General features: G+C 72.1%; 10 protein-coding genes. 3 read left to right on the top strand and 7 right to left on the bottom strand.

Annotation, left to right across the window (positions count from 1 at the left end):
• Window positions 1-31: 31 nt before the first annotated feature.
• A complete protein-coding gene (locus tag AC068Z_RS17280; protein ID WP_478555990.1) occupies window positions 32-379 on the bottom strand; it encodes an NUDIX domain-containing protein in 348 nt (115 codons plus the stop codon).
• Between the two features lie 94 nt (window positions 380-473).
• Window positions 474-2,942, bottom strand: a complete 2,469-nt coding sequence (locus AC068Z_RS17275; protein WP_478555989.1) for an ATP-dependent Clp protease ATP-binding subunit — start codon at window positions 2,940-2,942, stop codon at window positions 474-476.
• 181 nt (window positions 2,943-3,123) lie between these two features.
• Between AC068Z_RS17275 and AC068Z_RS17270 the strand changes: the two genes are divergently transcribed.
• The gene (locus AC068Z_RS17270) at window positions 3,124-4,449 is read left to right on the top strand and encodes a diacylglycerol/lipid kinase family protein (RefSeq protein WP_478555987.1); all 1,326 of its coding nucleotides are present in this window, start codon (window positions 3,124-3,126) and stop codon (window positions 4,447-4,449) included.
• A gap of 36 nt (window positions 4,450-4,485) precedes the next feature.
• Here the strand turns inward: AC068Z_RS17270 and AC068Z_RS17265 are convergent, their stop codons facing one another.
• From AC068Z_RS17265 to AC068Z_RS17255, 3 genes are all read right to left on the bottom strand, one after another.
• Window positions 4,486-8,382 carry a glycoside hydrolase family 2 TIM barrel-domain containing protein gene (locus AC068Z_RS17265; protein ID WP_478555985.1) on the bottom strand — a complete coding sequence of 1,299 codons (3,897 nt, stop codon included), beginning with the start codon at window positions 8,380-8,382 and terminating at the stop codon, window positions 4,486-4,488.
• A gap of 168 nt (window positions 8,383-8,550) precedes the next feature.
• A complete protein-coding gene (locus AC068Z_RS17260) occupies window positions 8,551-8,814 on the bottom strand; it encodes a cytochrome P450 (RefSeq protein ID WP_478556354.1) in 264 nt (87 codons plus the stop codon).
• A gap of 80 nt (window positions 8,815-8,894) precedes the next feature.
• A complete protein-coding gene (locus AC068Z_RS17255) occupies window positions 8,895-10,778 on the bottom strand; it encodes an ABC transporter ATP-binding protein (RefSeq protein WP_478555983.1) in 1,884 nt (627 codons plus the stop codon).
• 135 nt (window positions 10,779-10,913) lie between these two features.
• On the opposite strand from AC068Z_RS17255, the gene AC068Z_RS17250 reads away from it, so the two are divergent.
• Window positions 10,914-11,882 carry a lysylphosphatidylglycerol synthase transmembrane domain-containing protein gene (locus tag AC068Z_RS17250; RefSeq protein WP_478555981.1) on the top strand — a complete coding sequence of 323 codons (969 nt, stop codon included), beginning with the start codon at window positions 10,914-10,916 and terminating at the stop codon, window positions 11,880-11,882.
• Between the two features lie 46 nt (window positions 11,883-11,928).
• On the top strand, window positions 11,929-12,687 hold the full coding sequence (locus tag AC068Z_RS17245) for a crotonase/enoyl-CoA hydratase family protein (RefSeq protein ID WP_478555979.1): 759 nt from the start codon (window positions 11,929-11,931) through the stop codon (window positions 12,685-12,687).
• A gap of 3 nt (window positions 12,688-12,690) precedes the next feature.
• Here the strand turns inward: AC068Z_RS17245 and AC068Z_RS17240 are convergent, their stop codons facing one another.
• Together AC068Z_RS17240 and AC068Z_RS17235 are read right to left on the bottom strand one after the other, a co-directional pair.
• Complete coding sequence (locus AC068Z_RS17240) at window positions 12,691-17,214, bottom strand: aKG-HExxH-type peptide beta-hydroxylase (RefSeq protein WP_478555977.1); 4,524 nt, start codon at window positions 17,212-17,214, stop codon at window positions 12,691-12,693.
• 92 nt (window positions 17,215-17,306) lie between these two features.
• Window positions 17,307-17,765, bottom strand: a complete 459-nt coding sequence (locus AC068Z_RS17235; RefSeq protein ID WP_478555975.1) for a hypothetical protein — start codon at window positions 17,763-17,765, stop codon at window positions 17,307-17,309.
• Between the last annotated feature and the right edge of the window lie 83 nt (window positions 17,766-17,848).

Below are 17,848 nucleotides of genomic sequence, written 5' to 3'. Positions count from 1 at the left end.
TAGTTGACACTTCACCGAATTCGCCCCGCGGTCACACCCTCCGGTGCCCCAGCAGGTACGTCCGTATCGCCGCCGGCAGCCCCGCTTCGGCGGCCGTCGCGACCGGGGTCCAGCGCATCCGCTCCGGAGTGAGCGTGGCGCCGTCCGACGGGTCCTGGGTCAGGAGCTGGCACACCACGGCGGGGATGTCCTGCGCCGAGCCCAGGCTCTGGGTGCCGTCCACCAGGTAGCCGGTGAGTTCGTAGACCACCCGTGCCGCCGTCGCCTCGGGGGACTCCGCCGGCTCCGGTGCGCCCGTCGGCAGGCCCCATCCGCCTCGCCCGTCCACCATCAGCACCTGTCCGTCGTACACCACAACCGCCTGTACCTCCGGTGTCATCGCCGGTCCGCCCCTTCGTCCGTGGCGCTCCGGCGGTGGTGCCGGGCGAGGCTTCCCTACCCAGAAGGGGCGGGTGAGGCACCTGGTGCGGGGGTCAGGACGGTTTACGGACGGTGCAGTGGAGGGTGTCCTTGACGACGTCGGCGACGATCGTGTCGCCGGGGTCGGCCACGCCGCCGAGGAGGAGGTCGGCGATGCGGTTGTCCAGTTCGGCCTGGATCGTGCGGCGCAGCGGACGGGCGCCGAACTCCGGCCGGTGGCCGTGGGCGACGAGGAGCTTCTTCGCGGCGTCGGTGACCTCCAGGTGCATGCCCTGGGCGCGCACCCGGTGCTCGCTGCGGGCCAGCAGTTGCTCCACGATCCGCGCCAGGTGCTCCTGGTCGAGCGCGTGGAAGACGATGATCTCGTCGATGCGGTTGAGGAACTCGGGCAGGAACCGTCCCCGCAGGTCCTCCATCAACTCGTCCTTGATCTCGGACGTGTCGCCCTTGTGGTCGAGGATCCGGTGCGCGCCGATGTTCGACGTCATGATGATCACGCAGTGCCGGAAGTCGACCGTGCGGCCCTGCGCGTCGGTGAGCCGCCCGTCGTCCAGGATCTGGAGCAGGGTGTTGAAGACGTCCGGGTGGGCCTTCTCCACCTCGTCGAACAGCACCACGCTGTACGGCTGGCGGCGGACCTTCTCGGTGAGCTGGCCGGCCTCCTCGTAGCCGACGTACCCGGGAGGGGCGCCGACCAGACGGGCGACGGTGTGCTTCTCCTGGAACTCGCTCATGTCGAACCGGATCATGCGGTCCTCGTCGCCGAACAGCAACTCCGCGAGTGTCTTGGCGAGTTCGGTCTTGCCTACCCCGGTCGGGCCGAGGAAGAGGAAGGAGCCGACGGGACGGTTCGGGTCGCCCATCCCGGCCCGGTTGCGGCGGACGGCCTGGGAGACCGCGACGACGGCCTCGTCCTGGCCGACGATCCGCGCGTGCATCTCCTCCTCCAGCCTCAGCAGCCGGTCCTTCTCGCTCGCCGTCAACTGCGCGACGGGGATGCCGGTTCGGCGGGAGACCACGTCGGCGATGTCGTCGGCGGTCACCGTCACCACACCCCCGCGCCGCTCCTCGATCGCGGCCAGTTCGCCCTCCACCTCGGCGATCTCCTGCTTGAGCCGCGCGGCCTTCTCGAAGTCCTCGGCGGTGACGGCCTGTTCCTGTTCGCGCCGCAGCTTGGCGATACGGTCCTCGCGGCCGGCCACCTCGGTGGAGCGTCCGGCGCTGCGCAGCCGTACCCGCGCGCCCGCCTGGTCCATGACGTCGATCGCCTTGTCCGGCAGGAAACGGTCGCTGATGTAACGGTCGGAGAGTTCCGCCGATGCCGCCAACGCCTCGTCCGTGAACCGCACCTGGTGGTGCGCCTCGTAGGAGTCGCGCAGTCCCTCCAGGATCAGCACGGTCTCCTCGACCGTCGGCTCCGGCACCAGGACGGGCTGGAAGCGGCGCTCCAGGGCGGCGTCCTTCTCCACGTGCTTGCGGTACTCGTCGATGGTCGTCGCGCCCACGACGTGCAACTCGCCCCGCGCCAGCGCCGGTTTGAGCATGTTGCCCGCGTCCATCGAGCCCTCGCCGGTAGCACCCGCGCCGACGACGGTGTGCAGCTCGTCGATGAACAGGACGATCTCGCCCTCGGCCCGCTGGACGTCCTCGATGACCTTCTTCAGCCGCTCCTCGAACTGACCGCGGTACTGCGCGCCCGCGACCATGGCGGACAGGTCGAGCGAGATCACCCGCTTGTCCTTCAGCGTGGCGGGCACCTCGCCCGCGACGATGCGCTGGGCCAGCCCCTCCACGATGGCGGTCTTGCCGACGCCGGGCTCCCCGATGAGCACCGGGTTGTTCTTGGAGCGCCGGGAGAGGATCTCGACCGTCTGCTCGATCTCCTCCGCCCGTCCCACGACCGGGTCGAGCTTCGCGGACCTGGCCTCCTCCGTCAGGTCGCGGCCGTACTCCTCCAGGGTCGTGGCCGGTTCCTTGCGGACGGGAGGCGTCTGGTCGCCGCGGGCCGCCTGTTCCAGTTTGCTCATGTCCTGGCCGTCGGCGCGCAGCAGCCTGGCCGCGCCGGAGTCGCCGCCGTCCAGCAGCGCGGCGAGGATGTGCTCGGGACCGATGTACGAGGCCCCGGTCGCCTGGGAGCGGGCGTAGGCGGCGCCGAGGGTGCGCTTGGCGGCGGGGGTGAGACCGGGCTCGGCGGAGGGCTCACCGGCCTCGCGGGGCAGCACCTTGGCGATCTGGGTCGCGAGGGCGTCCGGGTCCACCCCGGCCTGGTCGAGGATGCCGCGGGCCGGGTCGACCTTCGTCGCCGCCCACAGCAGATGCTCGGTGTCCAGGTCCGCCGTGCCGTCCTCGACCGCCTTGCGCGCGGCGAGGTTCAGCAGCTCCTGCGAGGACTCGGTCAGCAGCCGTCCGATCGGCACCCGCTGTACGGCCGGGGGCGAGGAGGCGGGCGACATCCCGAAGAAGCGGTTGAGCATCTCACCGAAGGGATCGGCGGAACCGAATCCGAAGGACGACATCGACATGGGGGCTCCTGTCCCGCGAGATCGACAACATCCACCATCTTCGGCGAAAACAGCACAAACCGCTCATCCGCCGGTCTTCAGGCGTCAGCCCGTGACGATGCCGGCGACCAGGGGGTGCCGGACGCGCTCCCCGTGAGCCGGGGCCCTGCCCCTACGATGACCGCCGGGGAGCGGAGGAAACATGATCGAGGACGTGGACGGGCCGGCCTATCGCCGGCAGAGATGGGCGGCGCGGGCGGCATTGGCGGCCGCCGGGCTCACGGTCGTCGTCCCCGTCGCCCTCGGCGGGCTGAGCGGGGTACTGCTGCTGGTGTCCGGCGCGTTCGGGCTGGTGGTCACCGCCGCCGCGGCGTGGTGGACGGTGTCGCTGCGGGGGCCGCTGCGGTGGGTGGCGGCACTGGTGGTCCTGGTCGTCCCGGCGGTCGTCGTCGCCCTGTTCGCCGTCACCCTGTTCTGGGCGCTGCCGGTGTCGCTCGCCCTGTGGGGCGTGGCCGTCTGGTGCGGCCGGTACGCCCTGCGCGGCACCGGCGTGCACCGGGTGCGGGAGCGCCGGTGCCCGCCGCCCCGGCGACCGTACCTGATCATGAACCCGCGCTCCGGTGGCGGGAAGGTCGACCGGTTCGGACTGCGGGAGCATGCCGAACGGCTCGGCGCCGAGGTGCACGTCCTGGACCCAGACCGGCCGCAGGACGTCACGGAGCTGGCCCGGCGGGCCGTCGCGAACGGCGCCGATCTGCTCGGTGCCGCGGGCGGCGACGGCACCCAGGCGCTGGTCGCGGCCGTCGCCGCCGAGCACGACCTCCCGTTCCTGGTCATCAGCGCCGGTACCCGCAACCACTTCGCGCTGGACCTCGGTCTGGACCGCGACGACCCCGCCTCCGGCCTCGCCGCGCTGACCGACGGCGTCGAGATCCGGGTCGACCTCGGTTTCGCCGGTGACCGGCCGTTCGTGAACAACGCCTCGTTCGGCGCGTACGCGGCGATCGTGCAGAGCCCCTCGTACCGCGACGACAAGCTCGGCACCAGCCTGGAGCTGCTGCCCGACCTGCTCACCGGGCGGCAGGGGCCGCGGCTCATCGTGCTCGCGGGAGAGGAGATACTCAAGGCGCCGCAGGCCGTGCTGGTGAGCAACAACCCCTACCGGACCGGCGATCCCTTCGGTTTCGGGCGGCGCGAACGGCTCGACACGGGGGTGCTGGGCGTTCTCGGAGTACGGGTGGCGGGCGCGGCCGACGCCACCGCGCTGCTGCTGGACCCGGAGCCGACCGGGCTCGCCGTGCTGACCGCCCGCGAGGTGGTCGTGGAGTCGGACCGGCCGGAGGTCGAGGTCGGCCTCGACGGCGAGGCTCTCGTCCTGACCGGCCCGGTCCACTGCCGTATCGCACCCGGCGCCCTCAGAGTGCGGGTTCCGCGCCGCCGCCGGCGCGAGCTCCACCTCGACTGGCGCCGGCTGCGCAAACTCGCCGCTGCCGTCGGCCGTACGGCAGCCCCCGGGCGCCGGTGGTGACCAGCGCCCGTCTCTGATCACTCCGTCGCCGTCGGCTCACTCCGTCGCCGTCGGCCGCCGTGCGGCCCGGGTCGCGTCGGCCACGTCGGTCAGGGGGCGCAGCCGGTAGGTGTAGGCGTAGTCCCGGTTGGCGAACAGCTTGTACTCGTCGTGCGTGTGCGCGCCCCAGCTGTTGTCGCCGCCCACGCCCATCTGCCGGTGGGCGACCCGCAGGACGACCTCCTCGCGCGGGGTGATCTGGTAGTCGTGGCGGACTCCGGACGACAGGTCCTCCGGGGTGACGTGCGAGGCGTTGATCTCCAGCAGCGGTTCACCGCTGACGAGCAGCCCGACGCCGTCGCGGTCGATGAGCGCGGCCCAGCGGACGTCGGTCTTGTTGCCGTTCTCCTGCGGGCGGATGTAAGGCGTCCACTGTCCCGAGACGGTGCCGGAGTACAGCCCCACGTCGGTGCCGTTGTTGCGGTCCCAGTGGTTCTCCTCGGGGCCGCGGCCGTAGTAGTGCAGTCGGTCCAGGCGGCCGGGCAGCAGGAGCAGCGTGCCGACCTCCGGGATGTAGGGCAGTGAACTCGCCCCCGGGTGAAGGGTGTTGTCGACCTTGATCTCGCCGTTGCCGAAGACGGTGTAGGTCGTGGTGTACGTCGACTCCACGGTCGTCGGCAGGGTGCCGCTGACCTTGATCTCGACGGCCCGGTCCCGAACCGGGCGCACGGTCACCTCGGTCACCTTGCGGCGCGCGCCGGCGTCGCGCCAGGTCTCGTTGCGGGTGTGCTGGCCGTTGCCCTTGTCGTTGTCGGTGGGCGCCCGCCAGAAGTTGGGCGCGGGCCCGGAGGCGATCAGCGGTACGCCCGCCGCCTCGTAGGAGGTGATGACGCCGCTCTTCTTGTCGACGGTGACGGAGAAGCCCTCTCCGGTGACGGTGACGTCGTTCTCGCCGTCGGCATGGGCGAGCGCGCGGACCTCGGCCAGCGGCACCGGGGTGACCTCGGGGCTGCCCAGGTCGAGGGGAAGCTGCTGCCGGGCCACCTCGAAGCCCGCCTTCGCCCACTTCGTGGACTCCTTGGTGGTGAAGGAGAGTTCGAGGAAGTACTCGGTGCCCGGGGCGGGGTCGGCGGGCGGCTTCACCGGCACGGTGACGTTCTTGCTCGCCAGCGGCGGCACATCGAGCTGGCCTCGGCTCAGCTTGCCGCGCTGCACCACCTTGCCGTCGGCGACCAGAAACCAACTGGCTTCGAAATCGCGGAGGTTGGTGAACAGGTTCTCGTTGGTGAGGGTGACGGCCCCCACCCGGCCGTCAGAGGCGGGCGAGACGTTGATCGCCTGGTAGACGCGTTTGACCTCGGCTGCCTTGCCGGTGTGCCCGCGGTCGGCGGTGACGATGCCGTCGGCGACGAAGTTGCCGTCGTTGGGGTTGTCGCCCCAGTCGCCGCCGTAGGCGTAGAAGGTCTTCTCCGCCGGCCGCTTCTCGGTCAGCTGGACGGTGGCCGCGTCGAACCAGAAGCGCACGCCCTCGTCGCCGGGGCCGCGCTGCTCGGAGGCGAGTTCGGCGGCGCTCAGGGCGCGGGCGTAGACGCGGGCGCGCCGGATGAGGCCGCTGAACTCCCGGGTCGAGTTGTCGACATCGGTGGCCAGGGCGAGCGGCGCGGTGTTGCTGCCGGGGCGGCGCGTGGTGGACCGGGTGGCCTTGGCCTCGCCGTCGACGTACAGGGTCAGCGTGCCTGCGTCGGCGTCGAGGACACCGGCGACGTGGTGCTCGGTGCCGGTCCAACCCTCCGTGGGCAGCGCCCAGTTGACGCTGGTCCACTGCCCGTCGCCATGGATGAAGAACTCCAGGTTCCTGCCGCTCTGTTTGAGCGCGTACTGGGTGTCGCCCTTGGCGATGATGGGCTGGTGATAACCCGTCACGTGCGGGGTGACCCATGCCTCCAGGGTGAGCGAACCGGTGAGGTCGAGCCGCGGGTCCCGGGCGAAGACGGTGCCGCCGTAAAGGCCCTTGGCGCGGTCGAAGGTGCCCGAGGGGGCCATGATCTCGCCGCGCAGGGCGCCGGGGCCGGTCTCGGTGAGCAGCTTGCGGGTGGGCGTGGGCCAGCTCAGCGACTGGTCGACGAAGTCCCAGATCCAGCCGCCCTGGAGCACGTCGTAGCGGCGGACCAGGTCCCAGTACTTCTTGAAGTTGCCGTTGGAGTTCCCCATCGCGTGGGAGTACTCGATCATGACGTACGGCCGGGTGTCCGCGGTGTCCTTGGCGCGGGACTCGACGCGGGCGGGGGTGTCGTACATCTCGGAGCGGATGTCGCTGATCCCGGGCCGGTCGTCGCCTTCGTACTGGACGACGCGGGTGGTGTCGTAGGACTTGATCCAGTTGTGCATGTCGACGAAGGCGCTGCCGGTGCCGGCCTCGTTGCCGAGGGACCAGATGACGACCGAGGCGTGGTTCTTGTCGCGGTGGACCATGTTCTGCGCGCGGGCCACACAGGCCTTGGTCCAGTCGGGGTCGTCGCCGGGGAAGCGGGTTCTGATGCCGTGGGTCTCCAGGTTGGTCTCGTCGACGAGGTACAGGCCGTACTCGTCGGCGAGTTCGTACCAGACGGTGTTGTTCGGGTAGTGCGAGGTGCGGACCGTGTTGATGTTCATCCGCTTGATGACCTCGATGTCCCGGACCATGTCGGCGCGGGTGAGGGCGGTTCCGCGCTCGGGGTGCATCTCGTGGCGGTTGGTGCCGCGGAAGGACACCGGTTGGCCGTTGATGCGCATCAGGCCGTCGCGCAGGGCGAATTCACGCAGGCCGACCCGGTGGGACAGGGTCTCGATCACCTTGCCGGACGGGTCGCGCAGACGGAGCACCGCGGTGTACAGGTTCGGATGCTCGGCCGACCAGAGCTTCGGTGACGGCACGGCCTTGGCTGCGCTCACGGTGGTGTCCGCGCCGGGCTCGCCCACCTTCGCGACCTGGATCAGCGGCCGGGACCAGACGGCGTGGCCGCCGGCGTCGTAGAGCTGGGTCTCCACGGTGTACGTCCCCCGCGTGCCGTCCGCGTAGGCGCGCACACTCGCGGTCACCGACAGCTCGGCGGCCTTGTAGTCGGCGCTGAGCGGGGTGTCCAGTTTGAAGTCGCGCAGGTGGACGGCCGGGGTGGAGTAGAGGTGGACCGAGCGGAAGATGCCGCTCAGCCGGATCATGTCCTGGTCCTCCAGCCAGTCGCCGTCGGAGTAGCGGTAGACCTCCACGGCGATCTGGTTGGTGCCCGGCTCGAGGTGGTCGGTGATGTCGTACTCGGCCGGGGTGTACGAGTCCTCGTGGTAGCCGACGAGTCGGCCGTTGATCCACACGTAGTGCGCCGACTTCACGCCCTCGAAGTGCAGGAAGGTACGGCGTCCCGACCAGCTCGCGGGGACGGTGAAGGTACGGCGGTACTGGCCGACCGGGTTGTAGCGGGTCGGCGCGGCAGGGGGCTGCGGCTCCTCGCCCAGGCCGTTGGGTCCCCAGTACGGGTAGGTGATGTTGAGGTAGATCGGGCGGTCGTAGCCGTGCAGTTGCCACACCGAGGGCACCGGGAGGGTGTCCCAGTCGCTGTCGTCGACGTCGGTGCGGTGGAAGTCGGGGTCGCGGTCGTCGGGACGGTCGGCGTACGCGAACTTCCAGGTGCCGTCCAGGCTCAGCCGGTACGGCGAGCGGGTGCGGTCGGCGGCCAGGGCCTGGGCGACACCGTCGTACGGCATGAGCGTGGTGTGCGGTGGCTCGGTGCCGAGCCGGAAGACGGCGATGTTGCCGTTCCATTCCGGGGTGCCGTCCGCCGCGTGGGCACGCCGGACCGCGGCGGGGCCGGAGGAGAGGGCGAGGGCGCCGAGCACGGCGGCCCCGCCCTCCAGCAGACGGCGGCGGCTGACGGCCACTCGCTCGGGGCGGCCGGTGGGGGACACGGGTGGGTGCGGCATGACCGTGGCGCCTTCCTCGAAACGACAGGGACTGCACGTACTGAGGACACGTCAGATGCTGGTGAGCCAGCCACACCCTAGAACTCCAACAGAATCGAAGCAATCATCCCGTCCGTATCTGTGCGGTCCTGATCTGTTCGGGCCTTGGCGCAGGCCGCCCTCCCCGGCTCACCACGCGATCGGCAGGCTCTCCAGGCCGTGGACGACCGCGCGGTCACGGAAGCGGAGCTCCTCGAACGGCACGGCCGGCCACAGCCCCGGCAGCCGGATCAGCAGCATGGAGAGCATGATCTCCAGCTCCAGCCGGGCGAGCGTGGCGCCGAGGCACAGATGGGCGCCGAAGCCGGAGGCCAGGTGATGGCGGGACTCGGCGCGCACATCGAGGACGTCGGGGTCCGGGAAGACCTTCGGGTCACGGTTGGCGACCGGCAGCAGGCGCAGTCCGGCGGCCGGCCAACAAGCGGTACGGCCGTGAAGACGCCGACCGCTCGTGACCGAAAAGGGGTGCCGGCTCAGGCCGCCAGGTCCGCGGACGGCCGCTCCTCGAACTGCGTGCGGTACAGCTCGGCGTACCGTCCTCCGGCCGCCAACAGCGCGTCATGGGTGCCGCGTTCCACGATCCGGCCGTCCTCGACCACCAGGATCAGGTCGGCCGCGCGCACCGTCGACAGCCGGTGCGCGATGACGACCGCGGTCCTGCCCTCCAGCGCCTCGGTCAGGGCCTCCTGGACGGCGGCCTCGGAGGTGTTGTCGAGGTGGGCGGTGGCCTCGTCGAGGATGACCACGCGCTGGCGGGCCAGCAGCAGGCGGGCGATGGTCATCCGCTGGCGCTCACCGCCGGAGAGCCGGTACCCGCGCTCGCCGACCACCGTGTCCAGACCGTCGGGCAGCGCCCGTACGAGATCGTCGAGGCGGGAGCGGCGCAGGGCGTCCCACACCTCGTCCTCGGTGGCGCCGGGCCGGGCCAGCAGCAGGTTGGCGCGGACCGTGTCGTGGAACAGGTGCCCGTCCTGGGTGACCATGCCGAGGGTCGCGCGCAGGGACCTGGCGCTCACCTCGCGGACGTCCAGGCCGCCGACGCGCACGGCGCCGCCGTCGACGTCGTACAGCCTGGGCAGCAGGCTCGCGATGGTCGACTTGCCGGCGCCGGAGGAGCCGACGAGCGCGACCGTCTGTCCGGGCTCGGCGCGGAAGGAGATCCCGCGCAGGACCTCCGAGCCGCCGCGGGTGTCGAGCGAGGCGACCTCCTCCAGGGAGGAGAGGGAGACCTTGTCGGCGGACGGGTAGCCGAAGCGGACGTCGGTGAACTCCACCGGGACCGGCCCGTCGGGGATCTCCCGGGCGTCCGGCTTCTCCTGGATGAGGGGTTCCAGGTCGAGCACCTCGAAGACGCGCTCGAAGCTGACGAGGGCGCTCATCACCTCCACGCGCGCCCCGGCGAGCGAGGTCAGCGGGGCGTACAGCCGGGTCAGCAGCAGGGCCAGCGAGACGACGGCTCCGGGTTCGAGGCTGCCGCGCAGGGCGAAGAAGCCGCCGAGGCCGTAGACCAGGGCGAGCGCGAGGGCGGAGACCAGGGTCAGGGCGGTGATGAACGCCGACTGCGCGGTGGCGGTACGGATCCCGATGTCGGCGACGCGGCGGGCGCGGGCCGCGAACTCCTCGGACTCCTGCTCGGGGCGGCCGAAGAGCTTGACGAGGGTAGCGCCGGGGGCCGAGAAGCGCTCGGTCATCCGGGTGCCCATCGCCGCGTTGAGGGTGGCCGCCTCCCGCTGCATCCGCGCCATCCGGCGGCCCATCCGGCGGGCCGGGATCACGAACACCGGGAGCAGGACCAGGGCGAGCAGGGTGATCTGCCAGGACAGGGTGAGCATGACGACGAGGGTGAGCAGCAGGGTGACCAGGTTGCTCACCACTCCGGACAGGGTGTTGCTGAAGGCGCGCTGGGCTCCGATGACGTCGTTGTTGAGCCGGGAGACGAGCGCGCCGGTACGGGTGCGGGTGAAGAACGCGACCGGCATGCGCTGTACATGGTCGAACACGGCGGTCCGCAGATCGAGGATGAGTCCCTCCCCCAGGGTCGCGGACAGGCGCCGGGCGAGGATGCCGAGTCCGGCCTCCACGACCGCGATGAGGGCGATCAGCAGGGCGAGCCGGACGACCTCGCCCTCGTCGCCGCCCGAGACGATCGCGTCGACGACCAGTCCCGCCAGCACGGGCGTCGCCACCGCGAGCAGTGCTGTGACCACCCCGAGCACCACGAACTGGGCGATGCGCCTGCGGTGCGGACGGGCGAAGGCGCCGATGCGGCGGAGCGTGTCGCGCGCGAACGGGCGGCGCTCCTGTTCGGCGTTCATGACGGTGTGCAGCTGTGTCCAGGCTGTGGTCTCCATGCTCATGGGAGAGAACGTAGAACCTCAAGCTTCCTTGAGGTCAACGCGTTCTCCGGTACGAGGGTCCCGATGACCGGACGTAAGCCGGAAGCCCTGTTTCCGCAACCCGCAGTTGGGGCGGTGCGGAAAACCTCTCCGACTGTGACAGCGGTTCAGCTTCCCGACGCACCCAAGGCCGGACGGCGCCTCCCCGTCCGCCAGATCCTCTGCCTGCTCCCGCTGGTCCTGGTCGCGGTGGTGGCGGTGCGGCACCGTGACGTGCTCGCCGAGGGCTTCGCTCACCTGGGCACCGCCGAGTGGCCCTGGCTGCTGGCGGCGGCCGGCGCCACCTGCGGGACGTGGGTGGCCGCCGCGTGCTGCCGTCAGGGTGCCGTCGTCGAACGGCTGCCCTCAGCGCGGCTGCTCGTCACCCAGTTCGCGGCGGGCGCGGCCAACCACCTGCTGCCGACGGGGCTCGGCGCCAGCGCGGTCAACCTGCGGTTCATGACGGTCTGCGGGCTGCCGCTGGCCCGTTCCTCGGCGGCGATCGCCCTCTATCTCCTCGCCGAGTCCATCGGCCGGGTCGCGCTGCTCGCCGCGCTGCTGCTGGCCTTCCCCGACGCGCTGCGACTGAGCACCCTGCTGCCGGAAGGGGCGACGGGCCCGCTGCTCGTCACGGTCGCCGCGGCCGTGCTGCTGACGGCGGGCGTCCTGGCGCTGATCCGCCGGGTGCGCACCACCGTGCTCTCCTTCCTGCGCACCGCCCTCGGCGAGGCCCGCTCCGTGCACACCCGCGCCTCCCGGGCCCTCGCCCTGTGGGGCGGCGCGTTCGCCTTCCCGGCGCTCCAGGCGGCGGGCCTCGTGGCGGTGGGCGAGGCGCTGGGCCTGGACGTGCCTCCCCTGCACATGGCGGTCGCCTACCTGGCCGCGACGGTCGCGGTCGCCCTGATCCCCACCCCGGGCGGCCTCGGCTCGGTCGAGGCGGCGCTGATCGTGGCCCTGGTGGCGGCGGGCGGCTCCGCGGCGGTGGCGACGGCGGTGGTGCTGGCGTACCGGATCATCACGGTCTGGGTGCCGATCCTGCCCGGGGCGCTGACGCTCGGCGCGCTGGTCCGCTGGAAGGTCATCTGACCGGTCGGTAACGTGCGGGGCCGACCCACGGAAAGGGGCCCCTGCCATGCCGGTCCGCGTCGAACGCCGGGAGCACGTCACCACGGTCGTCCTGTCCCGCCCCGAGGTCCGCAACGCCGTCGACGGCCCTACGGCGGCCGAACTCGCCGCCGCCTTCCGGGCCTTCGAGGCGGACGCGGAGGCGCGGGTGGCGGTGCTGTGGGGTGAGGGCGGCACGTTCTGCGCGGGCGCCGACCTGAAGGCGATGGGCACCGACCGCTCCAACCGGGTCGAGGAGGACGGCGACGGCCCGATGGGCCCCACCCGCCTGCGCCTGACGAAACCGGTGATCGCGGCGATCGCCGGACACGCGGTCGCCGGCGGCCTGGAACTCGCCCTCTGGTGCGACCTGCGGGTCGCCGAGGAGGACGCCGTCCTCGGCGTCTTCTGCCGCCGCTGGGGCGTGCCGCTGATCGACGGCGGCACGGTCCGCCTGCCGCGCCTGATCGGCACCAGCCGAGCGATGGACCTGATCCTCACCGGCCGCCCGGTCCCCGCCCGGGAGGCGTACGAGATCGGCCTGGCCAACCGCCTGGTCCCCACCGGCGCCGCCCGCACCGAGGCGGAGATTCTGGCCGCCACGATCGCCGCGTTCCCCCAGGCGTGCCTGCGCACGGACCGCGCCTCGGTCCTGGCCCAGGAGGGCCTGACCGAGTCGGCGGCCATGCGGTCGGAACTCCTGTACGGGACCGGCGTGTTGGCGGAGAGCCTGGAGGGCGCGGCACGGTTCGCGGAGGGGGAGGGGCGGCACGGGAGCTTCTCATAGCCCTCAGCCGACAGGCCGAGGCGGTCCGGGGTGCCCGTCCAGATCCGGTACGCCGATCCAGGCGGCCAGCGCTACGGGATCCGGCGGTATGTCCATCACCTCGGCCACCCGCGCGTACACGGCCCGGACCACTTCCGGGCAGTGGCCGAGCGCCGTGCCGCTGCCGTTGAATGCGAGCCCCAGCCGGACCCAGGGCTCGGGCTCTCGCGGCCACTGCTCGACCTGTCCCAGCGCCAGGCGTTGCGCCTCACCGGGCTCGCCGGAGAGCCGGGCCAGATCCGCGGAGTCGATCTCGGCTCCGCTGAGGCCCAGGAATCCGCGGGCGACGGGCACCCGTCGCAGTTCGGAGGCGGCGGTCGCGGCCTTGCAGAGCAACGCGGTGTAGGCGTTGGACGGTGCAACGGCCGGATCGGGGCACAGCTTGACGGTGACGGGCTGCCGCGGCGCCCGAGGCGCGCCCGCCGAGAAAGCCTCGGCGAGTTCGGCGACGGCGGCGGGACCGGGACGCAGGTGGCGCAGGCGCCAGCGGGCGCGATGGGCCCTGACCGCGTCCAGGGCCGCCGCGACGATGTCCTCGGGCACCTGCCCATGATCGGTCCAGGTGACAGTGGTGCCGCCCATCAGCGCGGCGAAGTACCGCCCGGCCTCGGTCAGCCGCGGGGACAGGCACAACTCTCGGTACACGTCCTGGGACTGGGTGCGCCAGTACACCAGTTGGAACTGGGCTCGCCGCAGGCGCGTGCCCCGCTCGACCAGGGTGACGCGCCGCCAGAAGTCGACCACACCGAAGAAGGCGAAGACCCCTTGGAAGAGGCCGGGCAGCGGGCGTGGATCGTCCCGCCACGGCGCGTAGAACACCTCGTGTTCGGGCTCCTCGCTCTCCTCGTGCAGCGCCACGGAGTTGAGCACGGCGTGCAGTTTCATGTGCTGGAACTCGTGGACCAGGGAGGCTGCCAGCTCCATTCCGTCGGGGGGCGCGCTCGCGACGATGCCCCCGAACGCGTCGCTGGACGAGGACGAGTTCACCACCCCGCCCAGCGCCGCGGGTCTGGGCGTCACGGCCGCGAGCGCCGCCGCGAGTGCCTGAGCGCGCCGACGGTCGACCTGGGTGAGCAGGGCGCCCGCGGCACGGGCCGCCACGGCCCACGCCATCGCCTCCGACGCCGCCAGCGAGGCCGGCGCGACGGGACCGTCGGACTCCCGGTGCGGATCGATGTCGTCCAGGACGAACTGGGTGCTGCCGGTGCCCACGGGCGTCCGAACCCAGTACGCCGGCCGCCACCCGGAGCGCGTAGGATCCTCCGGACGCAGGACCCGTACGCTCTTGCCGCCTCGCCGGAGGAGCGTCAGTCCGCCGCCCTTGCCCTCGACACGGACCGTACGCAGCTTCGCCTCCCGCACGTCGAAGGCACCGAGCGTGGGCAACAGGGCGAAGCCGTAGCGCACCGGGAGCGAAAGGGCGAACGGCACCTCGGCCCGGAAGGCGACGGCCGCCGCGACAGCGTGCAGGTGGGCCAGGTCGTCGAGGAGCTCCTCGCACGGCTCGTGGGCCGCGGCGCGCAGCGTTCTGCTCATCCAGCGGCCCACAGCGGGGTGCAGCAGCACCGTGGTCACGCCCTCGGCACCGGCCCGGTCGGCCCGGACGAGGAGGTCGCGAACCTGCGGAACGGAGGGCAGCCGGTCCATCCGGCCGCCCATGACGGACTCCGCGCGCTCCAGCAGGTCACGCAGCGCGAGGAGACGTATGCCGCGCTCCTGGGTTCGTAGTCCTTCGATCAGCCCACGGTCCTCCTCGCCTCTTGCCAGGGCACGGATGGCGGCGCCGTCCACCGCGACCGCACGGCCGGCGTTCCCGGGCGGGGTCATCGGCTCCGCGGGGGGCCGGTACGTTCTCGCGGAGGCCGGCCGTGCCCCGGCAGGGTCGGCCCAGGACGAGCCGCCGGACGAGACACCCGCGCCTCCGCCCCCGCCGCCGAAGTCGGAGACAGTTCGGTCCGCCCGGACAAACCGGTCCAGTGCGCGCACGACCTCGGGGGACCGTTGGGCGGGGTGGAAGCGCAGGGATAGTGCCTCCTCCAGGGTGAGTCCTCCCAGACCGAGGTCGGCCGAGGCCAGGGGGTCACGGTTTCCGCTGGACGCGGCGGCCGGGAGTGGCGTGCTGGGAGAGCTGTTCCGGACCTCCGCGAGCACGAGCGCCAGGTTGGCCGCGCACACGACGACGTTGGGGTGGTGCTCGCCGAGCCTGCGCCGCCCCATCTCGTAGGCGGCCCGGAAATGCTCGACGGCCCGGTCGCGGCGGCCGAGGAGATGCCAGACCGTGGCGAGTTCGTGCCGGGCGGCGATGGTGTCCGGATGGTCTTCGCCCAGTTGCCGCTCGCCGCTGCGCCAGATCTCCGTGAACTCCTCCCGCACCCGCTCCAACTGTCCCCGGTCCCCCTCGTGGTCGCGCATGATCCGGGCCCGTTCATGGCGGGCGATGAGCACATCGGGGTGGTCCGCCCCCATCGCCTCGCGGTGCTCCTGAACCACCTCTTCGGCCACCGTCTCGGCCTCCCTCGCCTTCCCCGCGTCGCGCAGGACCCGCGCAAGGCTGACCCCGGCAGCCAGGGTGTCGACGGCCGCCTCCTGACCCAGCGCCCGGGTCAGCCGGCGCACGTCGCGCAATTCCGTGATCGCCTCCTCGAAGCGCCCCTGGCGGTGGGCGAGCCGCGCGAGGTCGGACCGGATGCGGAGGATGCCCCGCGGTCCCCCCGCCTGGGTGCGCAGGCGCAGGGCGAGCGCCAGATGCAGTTCCTCCTCCGCGGCGGCGTATCGCCCCGACGCCAGCAGGCCGCGCGCCCGGCCCGCGTGGATCGACGAGAGCAGCGGATCGTCGGCGGGCAGCGCGCGCTCGCTCCGCTCCACCATGCGCTGGTACAGCTCGTCAGCCTCCGCGAGGTCGCCGTTGTCCCGCAGTGCCCAGGCGAGGTCCATCCGGACGGCGATCGTGGCGCGGTCCTCCTCTCCGAGGAGACGGGCCCGGATCAGCGCGACCTCTTTCAGTTCGGCGATGGACTCCCGGTGCAGCCCCGCGTTGCGGTGGTAACGGGCCGTGCGGACGGCAGGCTCGGTCACCGCTGTCACCAGGTCCCCGGCCGGGCCGACACTGTCCTCGAACTCGGCCAGCAGCAGTCGCGGGGCCGGGCCGTGCGGTGCGAGGGTCCGCCAATGCGGCCAGTGCGCCGGCCGGTTGTCCCACAGCGGGCTCATGGCTCGTTCGAGGAGCTTGGTAACGAGACCGAGCAGGGGCCGGGCCCGCGCACGGAAGTCGTCGTGCGCACGGCTGGCGGCACGCACCATCGCATGAATGGACAGCCATCTCGTCGGGCCCTGCCCGACCGCGGTCTCCGGCTCCTCGGCGATCTCGATCGTGATCAGTTTCAGACCGTCCAGACCGTCCAGGACTTCCCTGAGCCGCTGCGTGGTGAGGCCCTCGAACATCGGATCCCGGGCGAGCAGTTGCACATCGAGGAGGTCGCGGTACGGAATGGCGGCCGGACCGAAGGCGGACAGCAGGCGCAGAAGCGGACGGGCCAGGACAACGCCCTGACGGTGCAGCAGGTCAAGGGAGAGTTCCCAGGTGGTCAGGAGCGCCCGGCGGGTTCGCTCATCCTCGCCCAGGTCGGCGTCGGGGTCGAAGGCCAGGTCGGCCAACTGCCTGTCAAGGCTGCGGCGATACACGGGGAAGGTCAGGGGCAGCGACGCCTCGGGCCAGTGGTCGCTGCGCACCCTGGCCAGATAGGAGCCCGCCAGGTCGAGTGCGAGGGGCAGCCCGCCGAGGTGCTCGGCGAGTTCGCGTGCCTCCTCCTCCGTCCCGGCTCCCTGCGCCAGATCGCGGAGTACTTGGGCACCGTCCGCACTGGACAGCGGGGAGACCTCCACCGTGTGCACCCAATCGCCCCAGCGCCCCGCCCGCGTCTCACGGCTGGTGACCAGCACCGTGCCGACCGGGTGGCCGGGCGGTTGCAGCCAGCCCCTCCCTCTGGCCGGATGGGTCGTGGCGGCCAGCAGGGCTGGGTCGTCGATGTTGTCCAGAACCAGCAGCCATGGTGTGGTCAGGGCGTTGAGCCGCTGCCACAGGACGTACGCCGGATCGACGCCCTCGACGAACTCACCGGGTGTCGCGCCCGCGGCGAACGCCACCGACCGCAGGTCCAAGGGCTTGTCTTCCCTGTCGGCTCCCGACACCCACCACACGTGGCGCAGGGTGCCGCCGAGCCGATGGGCGACTTCGATGGCGACGGATGTCTTGCCGCTTCCGCCCATCCCCGACAAGAGCCACACCCCCGGTACGGCGGCGTCGCCCTGGGCCCGGCGCGTGACCGCGTCGGTCACCGCGTCCACCAGGCCGTCACGGCCCCGCAGCCGTTCCCTCGGAACCCTGCGCTGGGGCACGGCCAAGGACTCGGCGGGCGGGGCTGCCGACGACCCCACGGGGGCGTATCCGAGCTGCGCGCCCACGTACGTCACCCGGACGTCGCCGCCCACGACACCGGCGGAGAAGCTTCCCGGCCCCGCGTACGAGGTGACGTGCTCCGGGCCGACAGTGATCGGAGGTGGGCTCGGTTCAGCCGGTCCGGTCAGCCCTGTTCCGGATCCGGTTGGGACGGGGGGTTCATGTTCACCCCGCCGTTGACGAATCCAGCGGCCACCGATCCGCCCTCCGCGTGGAAGTGTGCGTCGCGGCCGACGGTCATGCCGCCCGGGGGCGGCGCGGGCGTGGGCAGCAGCGCGCGCAACTCCTGGGCGGCGCGTTCGCGTTCGACCTCCGCCAGGTTCTCCAGCACCAGCTCGATCCGGGTCTGCCAGGCGGCCTCCTGCCGGACACGGAGGCGTTCGGTCTCCTCGGGACCGGCGGCCTCGAGGGCGGCGGCGGTCTCGTCCAGCCGCCGCAACTCGCGTTCCTCGGTCGGCGTGTCACCTCGGCCGAGCCAACGCGCCATGGCGTGCCGGAACCCCTGCCACGCGTCCGTCCCGGCCGCCGCGACCACCGCACCGCCACCGGCCGACGCCAACGCCAACAACGCCTCGCTGAGCATCCCGTCCTCCCCCGCACCACGGATGTCCTCCCGACGGTAGCGGCGAACGACCGGTAACGGCAGGAGAGTCACGATGAGCGCGG

This window comes from Streptomyces sp. NPDC043726, from assembly GCF_056436565.1.
This window is presented reverse-complemented; position numbering and strand designations above follow the sequence as displayed.

Coding starts and splice junctions, on each gene's coding strand:
- AC068Z_RS17235 (WP_478555975.1), bottom strand. CDS start 17,765: ATGCTCAGCGAGGCGTTGTTGGCGTTGGCGTCGGCCGGTGGCGGTGCG.
- AC068Z_RS17275 (WP_478555989.1), bottom strand. CDS start 2,942: ATGTCGATGTCGTCCTTCGGATTCGGTTCCGCCGATCCCTTCGGTGAG.
- AC068Z_RS17245 (WP_478555979.1), top strand. CDS start 11,929: ATGCCGGTCCGCGTCGAACGCCGGGAGCACGTCACCACGGTCGTCCTG.
- AC068Z_RS17270 (WP_478555987.1), top strand. CDS start 3,124: ATGATCGAGGACGTGGACGGGCCGGCCTATCGCCGGCAGAGATGGGCG.
- AC068Z_RS17280 (WP_478555990.1), bottom strand. CDS start 379: ATGACACCGGAGGTACAGGCGGTTGTGGTGTACGACGGACAGGTGCTG.
- AC068Z_RS17255 (WP_478555983.1), bottom strand. CDS start 10,778: ATGAGCATGGAGACCACAGCCTGGACACAGCTGCACACCGTCATGAAC.
- AC068Z_RS17265 (WP_478555985.1), bottom strand. CDS start 8,382: ATGCCGCACCCACCCGTGTCCCCCACCGGCCGCCCCGAGCGAGTGGCC.